12 protein-coding genes are annotated in these 19,634 nt (G+C 48.9%); all 12 read left to right on the top strand.

Features of this window, described 5'->3' with window-relative positions; genetic code table 11:
- Positions 1-2: 2 nt before the first annotated feature.
- The 12 genes from ACYVE4_RS07190 to ACYVE4_RS07135 all read left to right on the top strand — a co-directional run bounded on the left by ACYVE4_RS07190 (position 3) and on the right by ACYVE4_RS07135 (position 19,630).
- Complete coding sequence (locus ACYVE4_RS07190) at positions 3-3,122, top strand: efflux RND transporter permease subunit (RefSeq protein WP_460996518.1); 3,120 nt, start codon at positions 3-5, stop codon at positions 3,120-3,122.
- 125 nt (positions 3,123-3,247) lie between these two features.
- Positions 3,248-4,456, top strand: coding sequence for a sensor histidine kinase (locus ACYVE4_RS07185; protein WP_460996516.1), 1,209 nt, complete (start codon positions 3,248-3,250; stop codon positions 4,454-4,456).
- On the top strand, positions 4,453-5,154 hold the full coding sequence (locus ACYVE4_RS07180; protein ID WP_460996514.1) for a LytR/AlgR family response regulator transcription factor: 702 nt from the start codon (positions 4,453-4,455) through the stop codon (positions 5,152-5,154). The genes ACYVE4_RS07185 and ACYVE4_RS07180 overlap by 4 nt, the downstream gene beginning before the upstream one ends.
- Before the next feature lie 334 nt (positions 5,155-5,488).
- The gene (locus ACYVE4_RS07175; protein WP_460996512.1) at positions 5,489-6,631 is read left to right on the top strand and encodes a DUF3500 domain-containing protein; all 1,143 of its coding nucleotides are present in this window, start codon (positions 5,489-5,491) and stop codon (positions 6,629-6,631) included.
- Between the two features lie 110 nt (positions 6,632-6,741).
- Entirely contained in the window at positions 6,742-8,043 is a 1,302-nt protein-coding gene (locus ACYVE4_RS07170) for a HupE/UreJ family protein (RefSeq protein WP_460996510.1), read from the top strand.
- Between the two features lie 165 nt (positions 8,044-8,208).
- Positions 8,209-9,210 carry an FHA domain-containing protein gene (locus tag ACYVE4_RS07165; protein ID WP_460996508.1) on the top strand — a complete coding sequence of 334 codons (1,002 nt, stop codon included), beginning with the start codon at positions 8,209-8,211 and terminating at the stop codon, positions 9,208-9,210.
- A 196-nt stretch (positions 9,211-9,406) separates the two neighbouring features.
- Positions 9,407-10,849, top strand: a complete 1,443-nt coding sequence (locus tag ACYVE4_RS07160) for a PP2C family protein-serine/threonine phosphatase (RefSeq protein WP_460996506.1) — start codon at positions 9,407-9,409, stop codon at positions 10,847-10,849.
- Complete coding sequence (locus ACYVE4_RS07155) at positions 10,849-12,393, top strand: serine/threonine protein kinase (RefSeq protein ID WP_460996504.1); 1,545 nt, start codon at positions 10,849-10,851, stop codon at positions 12,391-12,393. Before ACYVE4_RS07160 ends, ACYVE4_RS07155 begins: the two co-directional genes overlap by 1 nt.
- A 7-nt stretch (positions 12,394-12,400) precedes the next feature.
- Positions 12,401-13,681 carry a serine/threonine protein kinase gene (locus ACYVE4_RS07150; protein WP_460996502.1) on the top strand — a complete coding sequence of 427 codons (1,281 nt, stop codon included), beginning with the start codon at positions 12,401-12,403 and terminating at the stop codon, positions 13,679-13,681.
- A 97-nt stretch (positions 13,682-13,778) separates the two neighbouring features.
- Positions 13,779-17,759, top strand: a complete 3,981-nt coding sequence (locus tag ACYVE4_RS07145) for an FtsW/RodA/SpoVE family cell cycle protein (RefSeq protein WP_460996500.1) — start codon at positions 13,779-13,781, stop codon at positions 17,757-17,759.
- A 16-nt stretch (positions 17,760-17,775) separates the two neighbouring features.
- Complete coding sequence (locus ACYVE4_RS07140; RefSeq protein WP_460996498.1) at positions 17,776-18,663, top strand: FHA domain-containing protein; 888 nt, start codon at positions 17,776-17,778, stop codon at positions 18,661-18,663.
- A gap of 256 nt (positions 18,664-18,919) precedes the next feature.
- On the top strand, positions 18,920-19,630 hold the full coding sequence (locus tag ACYVE4_RS07135; RefSeq protein WP_460996496.1) for a TerC family protein: 711 nt from the start codon (positions 18,920-18,922) through the stop codon (positions 19,628-19,630).
- Positions 19,631-19,634: the final 4 nt, after the last annotated feature.

The following is a 19,634-nucleotide window of genomic DNA, read 5'->3' as shown; positions in this document are numbered from 1 at the left end:
ATATGAGTTTATCAACGCTCTCGATCAAGCGTCCGGTGCTGGCCATTGTGATGAACCTGCTCATCATCTTTTTTGGCGCACTGGGGTTCCGCTATCTGGGTGTACGCGAGTTCCCATCCATTGATCCACCCGTTATTTCTATCCGAACTAACTACGCCGGGGCCAATGCCGATATCATTGAATCGCAGATCACCGAACCCCTTGAAAAACAACTGAATAGCATCGAGGGGATAAAATCCATCAATTCGTCGAGCAGTCAGGGAAGAAGTGAAATATCCGTGGAGTTCGATATTGAAGTCGATATGGAGCGAGCTGCGAATGATGTACGCGACAAAGTTTCGGCTTCCGCCCGAACGCTGCCGCTCGACATCGACGGGCCACCCATTGTGAGCAAGGCCGATGCAAACTCGGATCAAATTATGATTCTGACGCTGCAAAGCAATACCCGCTCGCACCTCGAGGTCAATGAATTCGCCGAAAATGTGATTGCTCAGCGACTGCAAACCATTACGGGCGTAAGTGAAGTATCTATCATGGGTCAGAAAAAATATGCGATGCGTATCTGGATGGACCCGGATAAAATGGCCGCTTATAACATCACGGCACAAGACGTAAAAGTTGCTCTCGATCGCGAAAACGTCGAACTGCCTAGTGGTAAGGTCGTTGGTAGTAATACGGAGCTGACCGTAAAGACAATTGGTCGTTTTCGTACTGAAGAGGATTTTAATAATATGATTGTGAAAACGCTCGGTGATAACGTCATTCACCTGAGCGATATTGGTCAGGCCGAACTTGGTCCTGAAAATGAAGAAAGTACACTCCGGCTGAATGGGATTCCCATGATCGGTCTGGGTATTGTGCCACAACCGGGTTCAAATCACCTTGATATTGCGGCCGAAGTGAACAAACGGCTGGTTGAAATTCGGAAAGATTTGCCAGCCGATTATAAGCTGGATATTATGTTCGACGCAACCGTATTTGTGAAGCGATCCGTTGAGGAAGTGGCCGAAACGTTGCTGATTGCTATTGCCCTGGTTGTGATGATCATCTTCCTGTTTTTCAGAGACTGGCTGGTGGCTTTCCGCCCCTTGATCGATATTCCGGTATCGCTGATTGGTACGTTCTTTATCATGTATTTGATGGGCTATTCCATCAATGTACTGACGTTGCTGGCTATTGTAATGGCGACGGGGTTGGTGGTGGATGATGGAATTGTCGTAACGGAGAATATTTTCAAGAAAATTGAACAGGGCATGAACCCCATTGAAGCCGCCATCAAAGGTTCCAATGAGATCATTTTCGCGGTTCTTTCAACATCCATTACGCTAGCAGCCGTGTTTTTGCCGGTTATTTTCATGGAAGGATTCATTGGGAAGCTGTTCCGTGAATTTGGGGTTGTGATTTCGGTTGCGGTACTGATTTCAGCCTTCGTGTCGCTCACGCTGACGCCCATGCTGAACGCGTACCTAAACCGGAAGACGCACAAGAAAACCTGGTTTTACGACGTTACCGAACCTTATTTCGAAGCCATGACTGCTGGCTACCACGCCCAGTTGGCAAGTTTCTTCAAGATTCGGTGGGTGGCCCTACCTATTATTCTGGCCACCCTCGGAATGGTTTGGTTTTTCGGGAGAGAGCTACCCTCAGAACTGGCTCCACTCGACGATCGGAACTGGTTTCGGCTTAACATGACCGCGCCCGAAGGTACGTCATTCGAGTCTATGGACGATTACATGCAAAGGGTAGACCAGATGCTGGAGGATTCGATGCCTGGAAAACAGGGAATTATGCTCGTTACAGCGCCAAATCGTTCTGGTTCCGGCAGTCCCAATTCAGGAAGCGGCCGTATCTTTCTGCTCGACAAAATGGAGCGTAAGGGACTCTCTCAGCAAACGATTGCCGATAAAACAACCAAACTACTGAAGAAACTACCCGACGCTAAATCGGTGGTTGTGCAGCAGCAAACTATTTCTGTAGATACCCGAGGGGGCCTACCCGTTCAGTATGTCATTCAGGCTCCAGATTTTGAGAAACTGCGTGAATACCTGCCCCGTTTTCTGGAAGAAGCCCAGAAAGACCCCACGTTTACGTCGGTTGATGCCAATTTGAAATTCAACAAGCCGGAAGTGAACATCTTCATTGATAGGGAAAAAGCCAAAGCCATTGGCGTATCGGTAGCGGATGTAGCACAAACCGTTCAGTTGGCCTTAGCTGGCCAGCGATTTGGTTATTTTACGATGTCGGGTCGGCAATATCAGGTAATTGGCCAATTCGATCGCGCAAACCGAAACGAACCACTCGATGTGTCGAAAATGTACGTAAAGACCAATCAGGGACAGGTGGCGCAACTGGATAATATTGTCCGGATGGATGAGCAAAGCAGCCCTCCCCAATTATTCCACTTCAATCGCTACATGAGCGCAACTGTACAGGCGGCTCTGGCTCCCGGCAAAACCATTGGCGATGGTATCGCGGCCATGGACGCCGTTCGTAATCAACTTAATGACCCGATTATTCGGACTGGTCTGAGTGGAGCTTCCCGCGATTACGCCGAAAGTCAGTCAAATACCCTGTTTTCGTTCCTGCTGGCGCTGATACTCGTCTATTTTATCCTGGCCGCTCAGTTTGAAAGTTTTGTCGATCCGTTTATTATCATGCTCACTGTGCCATTAGCTATTGGTGGGGCAGTTTTTTCGCTCTGGTACTTCAACCAGACGTTTAATATTTTCAGCCAGATCGGTATTATCATGCTGATTGGTCTGGTTACGAAAAACGGGATTCTGATTGTCGAATTTGCCAATCAGCTCCGCGAAGAAGGCATGTCGATTCGAGAAGCGGCTCTGGAAGCGGCCTCGCTCCGCCTTCGCCCTATTCTAATGACGAGCTTAGCGACTACTCTCGGCGCTCTGCCGATTGCGATGGCTTTAGGATCAGCGGGTCAGAGTCGGATGTCGATGGGTATTGTGATTATTGGTGGTTTGATGTTTTCGCTGGTGTTGACACTGTTTGTGATTCCGGCCATGTATACCTTCCTATCCCGTAAAAAGAAAAGCGATCATCCGGAAAAGGCGCCGTCATTTTTAGAAGAAGAAATGTCGGCCAAACCCATTGCCACGCTGTAAGCGCGAGTCCACACTTCTTTACTTCTTCAAATGGTCGTCATTCACCCCAGTATTTAGCGTATCAGCCACATTTATTTAGGCCAGCCAGGGTGTTGTTGTAAGTTTGTAACTTATCGCAGCAATGAATGGCGACCTGGTTAAAGACACACCGTACACAGGTATTTATCGGCATTGCCTTAGCAGTGCTACCGCTCGTTTATTTCTGGTATACCGGCGTAAGCTGGAAACCGTTAAACCCGCATGATCACCTGATTCAGAATGGGTTTGCCTATCTATTTCTGCTGTTATTCTCGTATTTTAATCACACGATATTCGTCCCGCGCTGGTTTCTAACCAAACAATACGTACCCTATGCCCTGATTGCATTGGTTTGCGTCATAAGCGCGGCCTACCTTCCCCATCGAATCGAACAATGGGCGTTTTTTAAACCACCGAAGCAGAATACACCGCTAGCCTGGGCACGGCAAATTTTTGTGGAAGAGATGATGCTAAAGCCTTCCAGCGACCATCTTTCCCGTTTACCAGAGTCTGATCCGTTCCATTCAGATAGACCACCTCATTTTGGAGAAAGGCCACCATTCCCCGACGACCCACCTCCCCACCACAGGCAACGAGATGCTTTTCTGAATAACCCACCCGGCGGTCTACCCTTCACACTAACAGCCAAGCTGATTATATTTTTCCTGCTGGGCAGTGTGAGTACCTTGCTGTCTATTTCCGTGCTGACGGCCAATCGACTGCACCGCGTGGAGAATGATCAATTGCACGCTGAATTGCGGCAATTAAAAGCGCAGATACAGCCGCACTTTCTGTTTAATACGCTCAATAGTATTTATGCACTGGCCATCCGGAACGATGACCGCACGGCAGATACGATTGTCAAACTATCTGAGTTTATGCGCTATATCATTCGGGATGCGCATCGGGATCGGGTATCGCTGCTGAACGAGATCACTTACATTGCCAACTACATCGATTTACAGAAAGCCCGTCTCCGGGATGCAGTTCAGATAGACTATCGACTGGAAGGTGAGGAAAGTCATTTACAAATTGCCCCTTTGTTGCTGTTTTCGTTTATCGAAAATGCATTCAAGTATGGCGTAAGCCCCGATGAAGAATCGCCAATTGTTATCCATTTGCGGATTCAGGGAAATGAATTGAACCTCTATGTCACGAATAATAAAGTTGACGTTAGCCAACTGGAGAAATCAACAGGTATTGGTTTACAGAATACCCGAGAGCGATTAAGGCTACTTTATCCAGACGCCCATACATTGACCATTGACGATACACCTACGCACTTTCGCGTTACTTTACTACTCGTACTAGCATGATGAAAGCCATTGCGTTGGATGATGAACGCCCAGCTCTGGATATCATTGAGTCCTTCTGTAGCCGTGTTGATCAGGTCGAATTGCTGAAAACATTTACCCGTACCGGCGAAGCCCGACTCTATCTGGAAGCCAATCCCGTCGATTTAATTTTTTTGGATATCAACATGCCCAAAGAGTCGGGCCTGGACTTTTTCCGATCGATCGCCCAACAAACATTAGTTGTTTTCACAACGGCGTATAGCGAATTCGCACTGGAGAGCTACGACCTTGAGGCTGTTGACTATTTATTAAAACCTTACACATTTGATCGGTTTGTTAAAGCTATTGGCCGAGCCCATACGCGCTGGCGGGCACTGCGGCAAACCGTGGGCGATGAAGGAACAGAACTAACACAACTCTTTTTTCGAGCGGATTACGGATTGGTCAAGGTTACAGTAGCGGATATTCTCTTTATTGAGGGACTGGATAATTATCTCAAAGTTCATCTGCATAAAGGGCACCCTTTGGTCTTACGGCTTACCCTGAAAGCCATGTTGGAAAAATTACCCACCGATAAATTCATTCGTGTTCATCGGTCATTCATTGTCGCTATCGATAAAATCCAGGCAATTCGTGGCAAAATGATTTTGATTGATGACGAAGAAATTCCCATTGGCAGCAGCTACGAGAAAGACTTTTTCAGTTTGTTTATGAAGTGAAGCCGCCCCATTCGCCCTTGGCTTAGTTAGCAATTTTCAACCCCGGAATTTCCCTCATTCACCACAAAATCAGGGTGAATACCCCCAAACTTTCGGGGTTAACCACATTTTCTCCTACGGCACGTTTTTACACTCCACCTTTATCCAGTCAATAAGGAACGTCCAATTATAAGGCACCAGATCTGGTGGGCAAATCCGGCTGTTAATAAACCATTCGCCACAACATTTCAGCTCTTTACCCCAACAATACATCGGCTATGCAACAACTATTACTAGTTATAAGTACTCACAAGTAATCTATTAGACGCTGAGTTGAACTTATTCAGCATACATCATGAAGCGAAATACCCTAACAACCAGTCTGCTGTTACTATTGAGTTTCAGCATCCTTTTCGGAGCCTGCAAATCAACGGATGTTGACGCCACCAATTCAACGGGTTCGACATCAACTGGCTCCAGTTCCGGTAGCACGAGTGCCAGCTCAATCACAACGGCTTTATCAGCCACCGTCACTACAACGACTTGCGGTTCAGCAGGCATTGCCCAGATTGTTTGTCTGGCTGAAGCGTTTAAAACGACCTTATCCAGTACACAACTGGCGGCTACCCAGCTTACTTATTCCAAAACAAACGCTCAGAAATGGTCGAACCTGCCCGCCGGGATGTCTGCTCGATTAGGAATCAAATTGGGCTCGCTTAGTGATACTCAACTAGCTGCTTTCCGTAATCTTATGGTAGCCGTGTTGGCTCTGAATGCCACCAATGAGGGATACAATGAACTGGTAGGCAATCTAGCAGCGGATGATTATCTGTATACGATCGGTGGTGGTTCTGATTACGGCGCCGGCAACTATTACATTTCGTTTTTAGGCACACCCAGCACTAGCAGTTTATGGGCTATTCTATTCACCGGTCACCACTACACTCAGCCTTTTACCTTTAACGGAGGAGCGAGCACGGGAGTTACACCCGCTTTCCGCGGAACGGAGCCGCAGGCATCTGTTACGGCTGGTAGCCGTACCTACCAGGCTTTCGAGCAGGAGCGAGTTGCCTTTGCGGCTCTATTAACGGGATTGAGTACCACTGAGCAAACAACCGCTAAACTATCCGGATCATACAATGACCTGGTATTAGGTCCGGGTCAGGATGGGAAGTTTCCGGCGACTAAAGTTGGTTTACAGGTAGGTAGTCTGAGCAGTGACAAGCAGGCACTCGTATTAAATGCGATCAGGCTCTACGTCAATGATATGGATGCAAACACGGCGGCCTCCATTATCACTAAATACACGTCAGAATTAGCGAATACCTACGTGGCCTATGCCGGTACGACAGCCATGGGTTCTCAGGGCGATTATGTTCGTATTGACGGGCCCAGCGTGTGGATCGAGTTTTCGTATCAGGGTGGCGTCATTATCAAAAACACACCCCATTCGCACTCGGTCTGGCGGGATCATACAACCGACTACGGCGGCAATTAGGATTTCCTCCTCGAAACAAGCGTGTAGCGACGAACACAAAAATGATGATAATGTTTTTCCCAGTGAGCCAGATATGCCTGATCAACAATCGTCTAAATAGACGACTGTTGATGATCATCCTGTTCGTTGTGGCTGGTTTATTGCCAGCCACAACCTCGGCTCACCCCATGCCTAATTCGGTGGTATTACTAACCATTCACGCCAACCGAATTGACGCCGAACTCCAAATCCCTTTAGTCGAATTACAATCGGCCTGGGGGCACGCTGTCAACGATTCATCAGCGGGGTTAGTAACGCGTCTAGGTCCTCAACTGAGGGATTACTTAAAAACGCACATCCGCCCACAAAGCCCCGACGGTCGTTTCTGGACTGTATCGGTCGGTGGATTGATCGTTCATGAAAGTCAGAACCCAATTAATGGCGTGTATCGTGAACTAACGGCTCAGGTGCAGATGGTTCCACCAGTAGGCCAGGACGTACGGCAGTTCTCATTCCATTACGATGTTGTGTTGCATCAGTTGATGACCCACAAAATTCTGGTGTCGATCCGGCAGGATTGGGAGCGCGGACAACTAGCTGAAGCCGACCCCGTACAGGTTGGCACAATTAGTTTAGATTTCGTTAACAATCGGATTCCGCCTTTATCCATCAGTCTGTCGTCGGGTAATCGGTGGACGGGCTTTTCGGCCATGGTGAAGCTAGGCACTCAACACATAGCGGAAGGTACCGATCATTTGCTGTTTTTATTAGTGCTGCTGTTGCCTGCTCCTCTGCTGGTGTCTGGTGGCCCAGGACGACGATTCGGCTGGGGCCCGTTCGGTGGAATTCGATACAGCTTGAAACGGTTACTACTTATCGTTACGGCCTTTACCATCGGCCATTCCATTACGCTGCTGCTAGGTTCGCTGGGCTGGGTTCAGTTGCCCTCGCAGCCGGTTGAACTATTGATTGCTCTATCGATTCTGGTATCGGCTATTCATGCCATACGGCCAATTTTTCCGGGTCGCGAAACCTGGATCGCAGCCAGTTTCGGACTGATTCATGGGCTGGCGTTTGCGGATACGTTAGCCAATCTGCAACTCGACGCAGGCCCCATGGTGCTCAGTATTCTGGGTTTCAATCTGGGCATCGAACTGATGCAATTGCTGGTCATCGCCTTAACGATTCCTTGGTTCATGCTGCTCAGTCGAACCCCCACTTATCGAACCATACGCCTGACAGGCGCTGGCCTGGCCATTATTGCAGCCATTGGCTGGGTAGCGGAACGGATTACGGGCCATGGTAATCCACTGTCAAATGGTGTGGAGCAGGTCGCCGGTTATGCGCCTTATGTGCTTGTATTCCTGGTCGTATTGGCAATAGTTTTCGGCCGTAGAATAAAGCTAGCCGATTTCAAAAATGAAATACACTAATTCGTTCTTCCTAAATGAACAGTTGCTGTTCGATTTATTGGAACGGATCTCACTTATGCCGTTGAATAGATAATCACTTTTGCTCTAAGCAACTTCACGATAATCAAAAGAAAACGGTAGCCGTTATCGTTAATGGGTTTAGTAAGAACCTATTCGCGTTCACACATGGCAGATCAGCCCAACTGGCTTCATAAATTAGGGAATCTACTCGTGCCCCCCAGCCAGAGCCAAACTACCTCTATTACTACCGTAACGAACAAACGGATTTTGGCTGAGTTAGTAGCTTCGTTCGAGGACTCCATAGGCCGGGAGTCCGTCGGGGCAAGTATGCTGTTCAATGCGCACTTTCTGATTATTCTGCATCCAGACACCTATGAGGAGCGACAGAATGCGTTTCCAGTCATCGTCGATGAAGCGGTCAAGTCCTTTAAAGCCATCATTGAGTCTCACAAAGGGGAGTATGAACGGGTAGCACCGGTAGCCTCCAGTTGGTTTTTCAAATTTGGGGGTGGCCGGGAGTTTGGTGGCGAAACGATCTCGCCATCAGATGTCTACGTTGTCGGTGCACTAACGGGTATTTTGCCTGGCAATGAAAGTCGTCAATCATCCGATAAGCTGCACGTAACGCGCCGGGTCAAACAAACTAACCGCTACGAAAAAGTAGATGTGGACCTGAATACGTTTCAGCATATCGACTTTCGCGAGCCGGGTGCTTTCGTCGTAAAATTCAAATTTGACACATCGCCCGCTACAAACGAACGGTCACCAATAGCGGGATCTGCCACCCGAAATGCGGCTAACTTGCCACGTAGCCTTGCCGCTGGCTTGGCCGAGATTACGTATTACGTTGCCGAGTTGAACAAAGAGGATTCGTACCTGATGCGCGACCGGGAGATTGTAGTGGCCCGTAAGGAACCTGATAATCAGCATTTCCCGAATTATCTGCTTCTGGAATCAGCCTATGTATCGAACCCGCACGCCCGCATTCGGTATGACGACGCAACCCAAACGTTTCAATTGGCCTCCTTCAGCCGAAACGAAACCCGCGTGAATGAACAGTTGATTCCCCGTAGCGAACCCGCTAATCCGCAGTGGTACTCCCTGCCCGACAAGGCCCAAATTCTGCTTAATAGTATGGTTACGCTCAACTTCCAACGGACTACGTAAGCATGATTGATGCACTACTTGTTTTCGTATTACTCCTGTTCGTTGTATTTCTGGTCTTGAAACATTTTCAGGATTTACCTCGATAAATAAACAACACTATTTCTGACAGGCTGATCAGTCAGACCGTTAGTGCGGATTTTCGGCAGAAACAATTCGCCACATCGATCCGACTGATCAGCCTGCAAGACGCTACTGAATGAATGCATTGGAATTGACCGGCCGGACCGACGTAGGCCAGCGCCGAAACGATAATCAGGATGCCTTTATCTGCGCAACGATCTGGGCAGAAACCAGTGCATTGCTGACGGTTATCGACGGTGTCGGCGGCTATGCTGGTGGCGACCGGGCTGCGGCTATTGCGAAGGAATCAATAGAACAATACATGGCCACGCCAAACGGCAACCCGTTGTCGATGTTGCGCGAAGCAGTCGTGTTTGCCAATAATCAGATCAATAACCAACGGATGCAGGAGCCTCGGCTTTCGCAAATGTGTTGTGTGCTGACTACCGCTGTAGCTGATAGTCAGTCGGGTAAGGTATACTACGTTCATGTGGGCGACACGCGTTTGTACCGATACCGTCAGGGTGTTCTCGAAAAACTGACCTACGATCACTCGCTGGTTGGCGTTCGGGAAGATGCCAATGAACTTACCGAAGCTGAAGCCATGGAACACCCTCGCCGGAATGAAATTTTGCGGGACGTTGGCTCAATGGCACATCGGGTCGATGATCCTGATTTTCTGGAGTCTGGAGAAACCGATTTTCTGCCAGGTGATCAGTTGTTGCTCTGTAGCGACGGCCTGACGGACATGATTACGCAGGCACAAATAAAGGCGATTCTGAACCAGAATCGCACTCTTGATGAGCAGACGACCGAATTGATTCGATTAGCCAATCAGCAGGGTGGAAAGGATAATATTACGGTCGTTCTGGCTAAAAATAATACAGTCGCTGCCGGGCCTTCGACAAGTTCAACCAAGCCTATCGACCTACCAACGCCGAAATCTCCGCCCGTAACTGTTCTTCCTGTTCATAATGAGGCTACATCTGTTGAGCCAAAGGCCGCTAAAAAACGTTCAACAGGTTTAGTGGCTCTGCTGGGTTTGTTAGCACTAGGGCTGATTGCGGCAATTGTGTGGTATCAATACCAACCACCAAGCCAATCTGATATAATAGCGGATAGTGTGGGAACAGTTACCAGTCAACCGAATGCGATATCAATGACAGCATTTTCCACATTTGATTCATTACTACAAACCGCCTATCGCAGTAAAGAGCATCGACTGGTTTTGCCTCCTGACACGTTCCGACTCAGCCAGCCATTGTTGCTGACCGATTCACTGCAAACCATAGTAGGTAATAATCGACTGACCGTTCTGATGCCCGCCGACTCAACGCAGGCACGGGTCGCATTACAAATTAGCCGATCAGGAACCGTACACGTGGAAAATATTGTGTTCAGTGGATTTAAGACGGGCATTGAGACAACTCGCGATGCGAAGCTGCAGCTCTCAAACGTATTTTTTAATAATGTGGGTTTGCCCATTAGCGCGGCTGTTCGGCAGGATACTTTCCGTAAAGCTGTTGTCATCCTATCAGTACAAAATGACCCTGATTCAACCAAAACAAAACGCCGTTAATGTCCACGATTCGATTTGATACGCGGTTTCCGGGATACGAAGTGCTAAGTGAATTAGGCCGTAGTAACGCGCGTATCCTGAAAGCGCGTCACCTGGCAACGGGTGATCTGGTGGCCATAAAGCACTTTGCGCTCAATACCGATGCCGAAACGCTACGTCGATTTGAGCGGGAATCGGCTATTATGACCAGCCTTGCTCACCCCAACATTGTAAAAGTGCGGGAGGTTCGACTGGAGGCTGAGCTGCCTTACCTGGTCATGGAACTGATCGAGGGGGGAAGTCTAAAGCAACTCATTGACAATCAGGGCGCGCTTGACGTACCCACGGTCAGTCGGTTAGGGTTACAAATGGCTAGTGCATTTAAGGCAATTCACCCACAGAGCATCGTTCACCGCGATATCAAGCCGGAAAATATTCTGTATCGCCCTCTACCCAGTGGCGAACTCCATTTTCTGCTGACTGATTTCGGCGTGGCAAGGCTGCACGAACAGTCGAATACACTGACGGGTCAGTCACTAATGACCTATGAATATGCATCGCCGGAGCAGTTCAATGATCCGCGAGGAGTTGGCGTTGCAACGGATTACTACTCATTAGGGGTGGTTCTGTATGAGTGCCTTCATGGAAGTGTACCATTTGCGTTAGATGACCATACGGGTATTGTGACCTTCATGAATAAAGTGCTGACGGAAGCACCACCCGCCCTGACGGTTTCGGCGAGTGATCAGACATTTAGCCCATTTACGGACTTACTTCGGGGATTACTGCAAAAGAAAGCGGCTGATCGACTGAGCGATCCTGATGAGTTAACCTGGTTGATCAAACAGGCCGAACTAGCTTATTTACAAGCGAATCGCAGCTCCACACGGCAATCAATTGCTGAGCCGGTAAAGCCTGAAGTTGTTAGTGAACCGGCCAATGCGGCTGAAGTCGTAAAGGCTGTACCAGTAGAAGCTAAGCCTGTGCAGGCGCTACCAGCTCATAAGTCACAGACAGCTGGCTTAAAATGGGCAGCCTTGGCGCTTGCCATTTTTTTAGGTATCGCTGGGTTTTACTATGTCATGATTAAACCCAAAACTGATACTCGCGCAACGCTTCATACACCGGCTACCAACACAGATACATTGGGAAGGCCTAACCTGAAAGAGGAAGCAGCGCGGAATCAACGAGAAGCGGAAGAGGCCATACGGCAGGAGCAGCTCAGACAGGAAGCTCTGGCTGCGGTTGAAGGACTGACAATTAAAGTGAATGATTATCGAGTAGGCTTATTCGGGGGGATCAAAAACGTACAACTTCAACTAACAAATCCGAGTCAGGTTACCTTTTCGTCGGTTGGTGTTAAAGTGAATTATGTTAAAGATAACGGCGGGCTGTATAAATCCGAAAAGGTGTATTTCAGCAATGTCGGCCCCAATTCGTCGCTAATTCAAACTGCGCCCAATAGCGATCGGGGTACCAAGGTTACCTACAAAATTGTTGAGCATCAGTTTGCTCAACCACTGGACTCGCTGATGCATACGGCTTCATCAGACTCGCTAAACTAGTTGACCTATGCCAACTGTAAGTGTCAATACGTATTTTCCGGGTTACGAAATCATAGGCGAACTGGGCCGCTCAAACGCCCGTGTGCTGAAGGCGCGTCATCTGGCAACGGGCGATTTAGTCGCGATCAAACACTTCACGGTTCATACGGATGCCGATACATTACGACGGTTTCGACTCGAATCGCAGTTAATGACCGACATTCAGCATCCAAACGTAGTACGTGTGCGGGAAGTACAGTTGGATATGCCGATGCCCTTTATTGTGATGGAATGGGTGGAGGGCGGCAACCTGCGCACACTTCTCGGCGAACAGGGTTATCTGGACGTATCAAATACAATTCGACTAGGTCTCCAAATGGCCGAAGCCTTTAGGGCAATTCATAGTCGCGGCATTATTCACCGCGATATCAAACCCGAAAACATTCTCTTCCGCCCATTACCCAGTGGCGAACTTCATTTTCTGCTGACTGATTTTGGCGTGGCCCGTCTGCGCGAGCAAACACAAACAATGACGGGTCAATCGTTGATGACCTACGAATACGCGTCGCCAGAGCAGTTCGACAATCCACGAGGTGTTGATGAGGCCACGGATTACTATTCACTCGGCGTGGTTTTGTATGAATGCTTGTCCGGAAAGGTACCGTTTTCAATGAATGATAGCGGAATCGCTACGTTTATGGGCCATGTCCTGCGAACACCACCACCCGATTTGTCGCTGCCTTCGGGGCAGAACGTTCCCCCGAGTCTGGATGCAATTCTGGAATGTACATTAGCCAAAAATCCCGTCGAACGACTTCGTGACGTTGGTGAACTCGTATTTCTGCTGCGACAAGCCAATGTTGAACAGTTGCACGGCCACCGCCCGGCAGATCGTCGGATACACACGTCTTCGCGCACAATGGCGGCTCCAACACAGAAGCCTCAGCCAGAAACGCCAATCATCCAACTGCCTGATGATGAACCCGAAAGTCGTTCGAATGGATGGGCTATTGGATTCGCCTGTTTTATCGTGACATTATTGATTGGCCTGGCTATCCTATACAAAAACCATCTGGATAAGGCCAATAACAACAAGGCTCAGATTGTAGCCGATTCAACGGTGATGGCGCCTGATTCATCGTATACCGACAAAATGGCGGAGGATACAACCGAGGCCTCATCAGGTTATCTAATTGAACAGCCAGCGGATTCCACCGCAAAAGAAAGCAATCAGGAGACAGTACCCGAACCACCAGCAGCCATACCCGATTCATCGCATACGGTCGTTGATTCAACGCAGACAAATTAAATAGGTAAAGTTTTTTTACCCCTAAATCCCCTGAAGGGGACTTCACTCGTACTTAGAAAAGTCCCCTTCAGGGGATTTAGGGGTTGACCACCAAAATATGAATGTATCCTCTAGCCCTTCCGGGCGGCCGTATTTGCTGGGAGCAACAATTATGTTATTGCTGCTCTTTGGACGGCTCTATATGAACCTGTCTCCCGCGCTGAACCAGGCAAAAAAAGCCCTGGGAAACAGACAGGCATTAACACTCGAATCAGGGTTAAAATCAATAGCAATCCAGCGAATCCTAAATACAGGTAATTATTACAGCGACCCGAAAGACAGATCTTTACTTGCCGATTCGTTGGCAGCTAAGCTTCGGAAGAACGGTTCTCCAGATAATCTGGGAGCTTTAAACAAACGGCTGTTTTCAATACTGGCGCCTGTGGCCTGGCGTAGTCGGGTTGGGGGTACTGATTTTCAGAGTCGGTTGCAGGTATCCCGCCAGCAAATGGGCTTCGATTCGATTCTGTACGTCCGCGAACTGAACAGTCCTAAATCGTATCCGGCTACTGTTAACGTGGGACCTGGAACAGAGTCAATAGCAGGTCTGGTTACGCACGACGAAGTCCCGATGGCGAATGTATTGGTTCAACTGAAGCGCCATCCTGCCACCGCCCAACCCGATACGTTACCAGATCGGTTTACTTATGCCCGAACAGGTGCCGATGGCCAGTTTTCCTTTGCAGGTTTGGTGAAAGGTTCTGGATATAGTGTTGTTCCACTAAAGCCTGGGTTTGAGTTTGGTAGCCGCCGGGGTACGAGTCATCTGACCAGCGATCAGTCGTATAATTTCACTGCTCGTCGGCATCAGCTGCGGCTGATTGGTTCTACGGTTTATGGCCAACTCAAGAACGACCATGCGTTTACGGTTCGTACGCCAACTGGATTTACGCGGCAATTCTGGGCAATAGTTGTGCTATTTGTGCTGGTTTTCTGGATAGTACAAGGCTTTTGGGATTTTCGACGATTTCACCCCGATTCGTTGTTACTGCCTGTACTGATGCTGTTAACGGGCCTATCGTTGCTGACACTTCTGGCCATTCAGGACCCTTTGCAGGATATACTTTACGCCTGGCAAACCTTGCAGGGAGTTGCAATTGGTCTGGCTGGCATGACGATTTTATCACAACTGAACATCGGACGATTTTACGCAGATTGGCGCTACGATTGGCTGTTCACGTTCCGAAATCGGGCTTCTGTACGTCTCTCAGGCTGGACATGGCTGGCACTTGCAATTGGTTTGGCAACAGCCACTTTGCTCATCGGTTCGGGACCAGAAGGCAGTGGCGTGCGAGTTAATCTGTCTATACTAGGGTTAACATTTCAACCTAGTGAAATTACCAAATACCTGCTCCTGATCTTCTTTGCTGGTTTCTTTGCCGCCAACGAACAGCAGATTCGACAACTACCCGATCTGCGCTGGCGATTCCGGGTGAGTTTGGGCGCGTTGGCTGGCGCAGGATTTCTTATGCTGCTCTACCTCCTGCTGGGCGACATGGGACCAGCTCTGGTTGTTTGCTTTACGTTCCTGTTGTTTTACAGCATTGCTCGCGGAAACCTTCCCCTGACATTAGCAACGGGCCTCGGTTATGGCGTAGCACTCTGGCTACTACCCGGTTGGGCTGCAACGTTGCTCAGTATGGTTGCCCTGATTGGATATATGTACTGGCAGGGTGAAGCGCGTTCGAGAACAAACTGGGGGTGGGTCGCTTTGCTTACTGAAGCCCCTGTGTTACTGCTTCTGGTCATGGCGATGTTCGCGTTTGGCGATCAGCTGCCGTTTGTGGGAAGCCGACTAGCCGACCGGAAAGCGATGTGGCTTAATCCCTGGAATAACGATGTGTACGGGGGCGATCATCTGGCGCACAGTTTCTGGGCATTGTCGGCTGGAGGCTGGACAGGGCAGGGATTAGGAAAGGGGTTTGCGAGCGCCATGCCAGCCGCCCATACCGATATGATTCTGCCTAGTGTTGGTGAAGAACTAGGTGGATTAGGGGTAGTGGCTGTGTTTCTGCTGATGGGCATAGTACTGCACCGTATCTTACTGCACGCCCGACGAGCCGGTCAGCCCTTTAGCTTCTTTCTGGTGGCCGGTATTGCTATTGCTACTGGGGTTCAATTTTTAATCATTGCTGGCGGTTCAATTGGATTACTTCCCCTAACAGGAATTAGCGTACCGTTTCTGAGTTATGGCAAAATTTCGCTCATTATCAACTTAATGGCAATGGGCGTTGTGTTTAGCGTGGCCCATCGACCAGGGCAGCCAGAGCAACGTCAATACCTGGAGAAGCATTACGATGTTGTGCTGATGACGGGGATCGCTGGATTTCTGATCGGCGTACTGATTCTGATTGGTCGCTTAGTACCGATTGTCGGATGGCGGGGTAATGAGTACATTGTGCGACCTGCTCGCGTAGTGACCCGCAATAGTGATCCGGTGTATAGCTACAATCCCCGAATCGAGCGATTGACCCGTGTACTGGCGGCAGGCACCGTCTACGATCGCAATGGACTGGTACTAGCAACCAGCTCGCCAGAACAGATCATGCACCAATCGACGCGGCTTCGGCAGAGCGGCCTGAAATCGGATCTGCTTCAAACGCTCACGCAAAAACGATTGCAACGCTATTACCCTTTTGGTGAACACCTGTTTTTCTGGACGGGTGATTTAAATACGCAACTTTTCTGGGGGCAAAGTAATGGGTATTATGCCGAGGCTACTCATTTCAGCGAATTGCGTGGATTCAACAGTCGCCCGAAAAAAACGACGCTGATTGCTACCGACTACCAGGCCGACCGATTCAGTCCGACGGTTCAGCAAACACGTACACTCACCGCTTATGATTACAGCGAGCTGGCTCCTGCCTTACGAGCCGGAATCGACAGCCGCGAAGTGGCCGAACGCAAAGCCAAAAACCGGGATATTCACTTGAGCATCAATGCTGAATTACAGGTTGCATTACAGAAAGCGTTGGCCCAATCTGACTACAGCAACAAACGTCTTTCGGTAGTCGTATTAGATGCGGCATCGGGCGATGTGCTGGCGTCAGCAGTTCACCCATTGCCCAATATCAAAACGCCCGAAGTTATGCTGTTGTCAGATCGCGATCGATTGAAACTACCGTACCTGATCACCGAGCGCGATTTAGGAATGACGTACGCAACGGCGCCTGGTTCAACGGCTAAAATCCTGACGGCGATGGCTGCCTTTAACAAACTGGGGGCGTCGGCATCGTCCGTTCGCTATTCGATTTCGTGTCAGGAAATTATCCGACGCGGCACACGGGAATCGGAACCCTGTGGAGAGCTGGTCGATATGCGAAAGGCAATTGTTCGGTCGAGCAACGTTTATTTTATCCGAACGGCAAATGATAATACATTGGATAATGAACTGGCCGATCTCTATTTAGCTACGGGTATGAACGTCGACCTAATTGGTGGCTACTCTTTTTCGGATACGCATACCGACGACGAACGCGTTCAGATTCGGCAGCACTGGCGCGACTCATCCTTTGTTGTACGTCGAAAATTGTATCAAAGCACGCAATACCCAAGACGTTACCGAAGTGAGTTTTCGGGCCTGGCCTGGGGACAAGGGCAATTGACAGCGACTCCCGCATCGATGGCACGGATGGCGGGCGCCATTGCCAATCAGGGCATCTTGCAGCCATCACGCTACGTATTGGATAAGGCCGGAAAATCACAGCCTGTCAGCGTCGGGAAGCCTATCGGACGTCGGCCGGATTATGCCGAGCAATTAGAAGAGTTTATGATCGAACAATCGAATCCAGCAGCGGGACGTAGTAAGATTAGTACAGCACGAGTAGCTGGTAAAACCGGGACACCCGAACGCATTGTGCAGGGTGTACAACGGAATGATGGCTGGTACGTGTTTTTCGCACCTACTCCCGACGGTCGGTCGCATACGGTTGTTACGGTTCGGATCGAATTAGGGGAATCCTCCGCTGATGCAGTTAGTTTAGCGAATACCGTAGTAGCCCCAATTTTAAAACAGCGCAGTTATTTGGGAAGCTTTTAACCGTGTAACAACTACCATGAGCCTATTAGAAAAGGTCAAAAAGATATTTGGATTTACTGAGGCTGACCAGCAGCCACACAACTCCTCAACAGAACCGTCTGAATCCGTTCCCGTTATACCAAAATCAACACCCACCGGTCTTCCACCAGCCGCTCAGTTACGCGAGCAGATCATGCGATTTATCGTCAGTAAACTTCGGGCTTACCAGAACGAACCGGACACGGCTCCTGTCGGACTTCGGTTGTCTGTTTTATGCACAAATCCAGAAGATGAAGAGTTGTATCGAGTCGCTTTGTGGACGAATCAGCCAGAAAAATTTTCGGCTGAACTGGCTCGTCAGCTAGCGGATAATTACATTACACTGCCCAAAAACTGGCAGTTTGAATATGCTTTTTTTACAGATACGCTGCCCGATACTACCTATCGGGAAGGGAACCTGGGACTGGTTGTTGTCGATAAATCAAAGCCCGATAGCTCACCGCTTCTGGCCAGAGTGGTTGCCTTGGTCGGTCAGACGGAACGGGCGGAGTACCTTCTCGATTCTGCTCAAAAGACTACGTTCTGTATCGGGCGTGGGCATACGACCCAAACGGCATCAGGCCGGGTTCGGACCAATGACATTGTTATTTTAAACGACGGTGATCCCGGCTTCGATTCGGAGAAAGGTTCTGGAAATGGGGCGGTTAGCCGAGCGCATGCCACCATTCGCTATGATATGGTCCAAAGACGATATGCCCTTCTGGTCGATCCGGGCGGGCTGCCTTCCGGAGGCAACAAAACGAAAATCATCCACCCAAATGATTCGATAGAAAGGGCTGATATTGCAGGAATGAGTTACCCTCTTCAGAGCGGAGATCAAATTGAGCTAGGTGGTGAAGTCACGCTCCTGTTTGCGCTTCTGTAGTGGTTCACTTTACATTTAGGTAGCCCACGGAGGGCATCTCTACAAGCGCGAATAAGCCGTCTTTATCATCGCTTATTTCAGGTCATAACAATGCTTATCTGGATTTATCCGTGAAACTGACCATATTCTAAAACATTTTAGAAGTGGATTTCTTTATAGATTAAAATAAGATTAAAAACGACGAATCAACTTGATTTCGACAGCTCGTGGAGTGCGTTGAAATCAACTTGATAGTTTCTGATCCAATAAAGAATTCATGAGTTTCGCTGACAATCTGGTTCCATTACTTACGCTCATTGTATTGGAAATTATCCTGGGCATTGATAACATTATTTTCATTTCCATTCTAGCCGACAAATTGCCGCCAGAACAGCGAGATCGGTTGCGATACTGGGGGTTAGGCCTAGCGATGGTGATGCGACTGGGACTGCTCGCGCTCTTATCCTGGATTCTGCAACTAGACCAAACCCTGTTTTCGCTGGGTACGATTGATTTTAGCGGTAAAGGACTGATTCTGCTGGCAGGTGGGCTCTTTCTGATCTATAAGAGCACCAAAGAAATTTACCACAAGGCCGAATTGAACCAGGAAGCCAGCGAACCCGATATAAAGAAAGCAACCTTTCGGGATTTGCTGATTCAGGTGCTCATTCTGGATATGGTGTTTTCCATCGACTCCATTATCACCGCCGTTGGCATGGTCAACCAACTCTGGGTTATGTATACAGCGGTCGTTATTACGGTGGGCGTTATGCTGGTGGCCTCTAAACCAATCGCTTCATTTATTAATCAACATCCTTCGTTTAAGATTTTAGCACTGTGTTTTCTGCTCATTATTGGAATGTCGCTCGTTGCGGAAGGGCTCCATTTTGAGATACCTAAAGGCTACATCTACTTCTCAATGGCCTTCGCTTTTCTGGTGGATTTCATTCAGTTAAAAACCGTACCTCCAGCCAAAGGAAATAAATGAGGAT

The organism is Spirosoma harenae (assembly GCF_054776975.1).
This window is presented reverse-complemented; position numbering and strand designations above follow the sequence as displayed.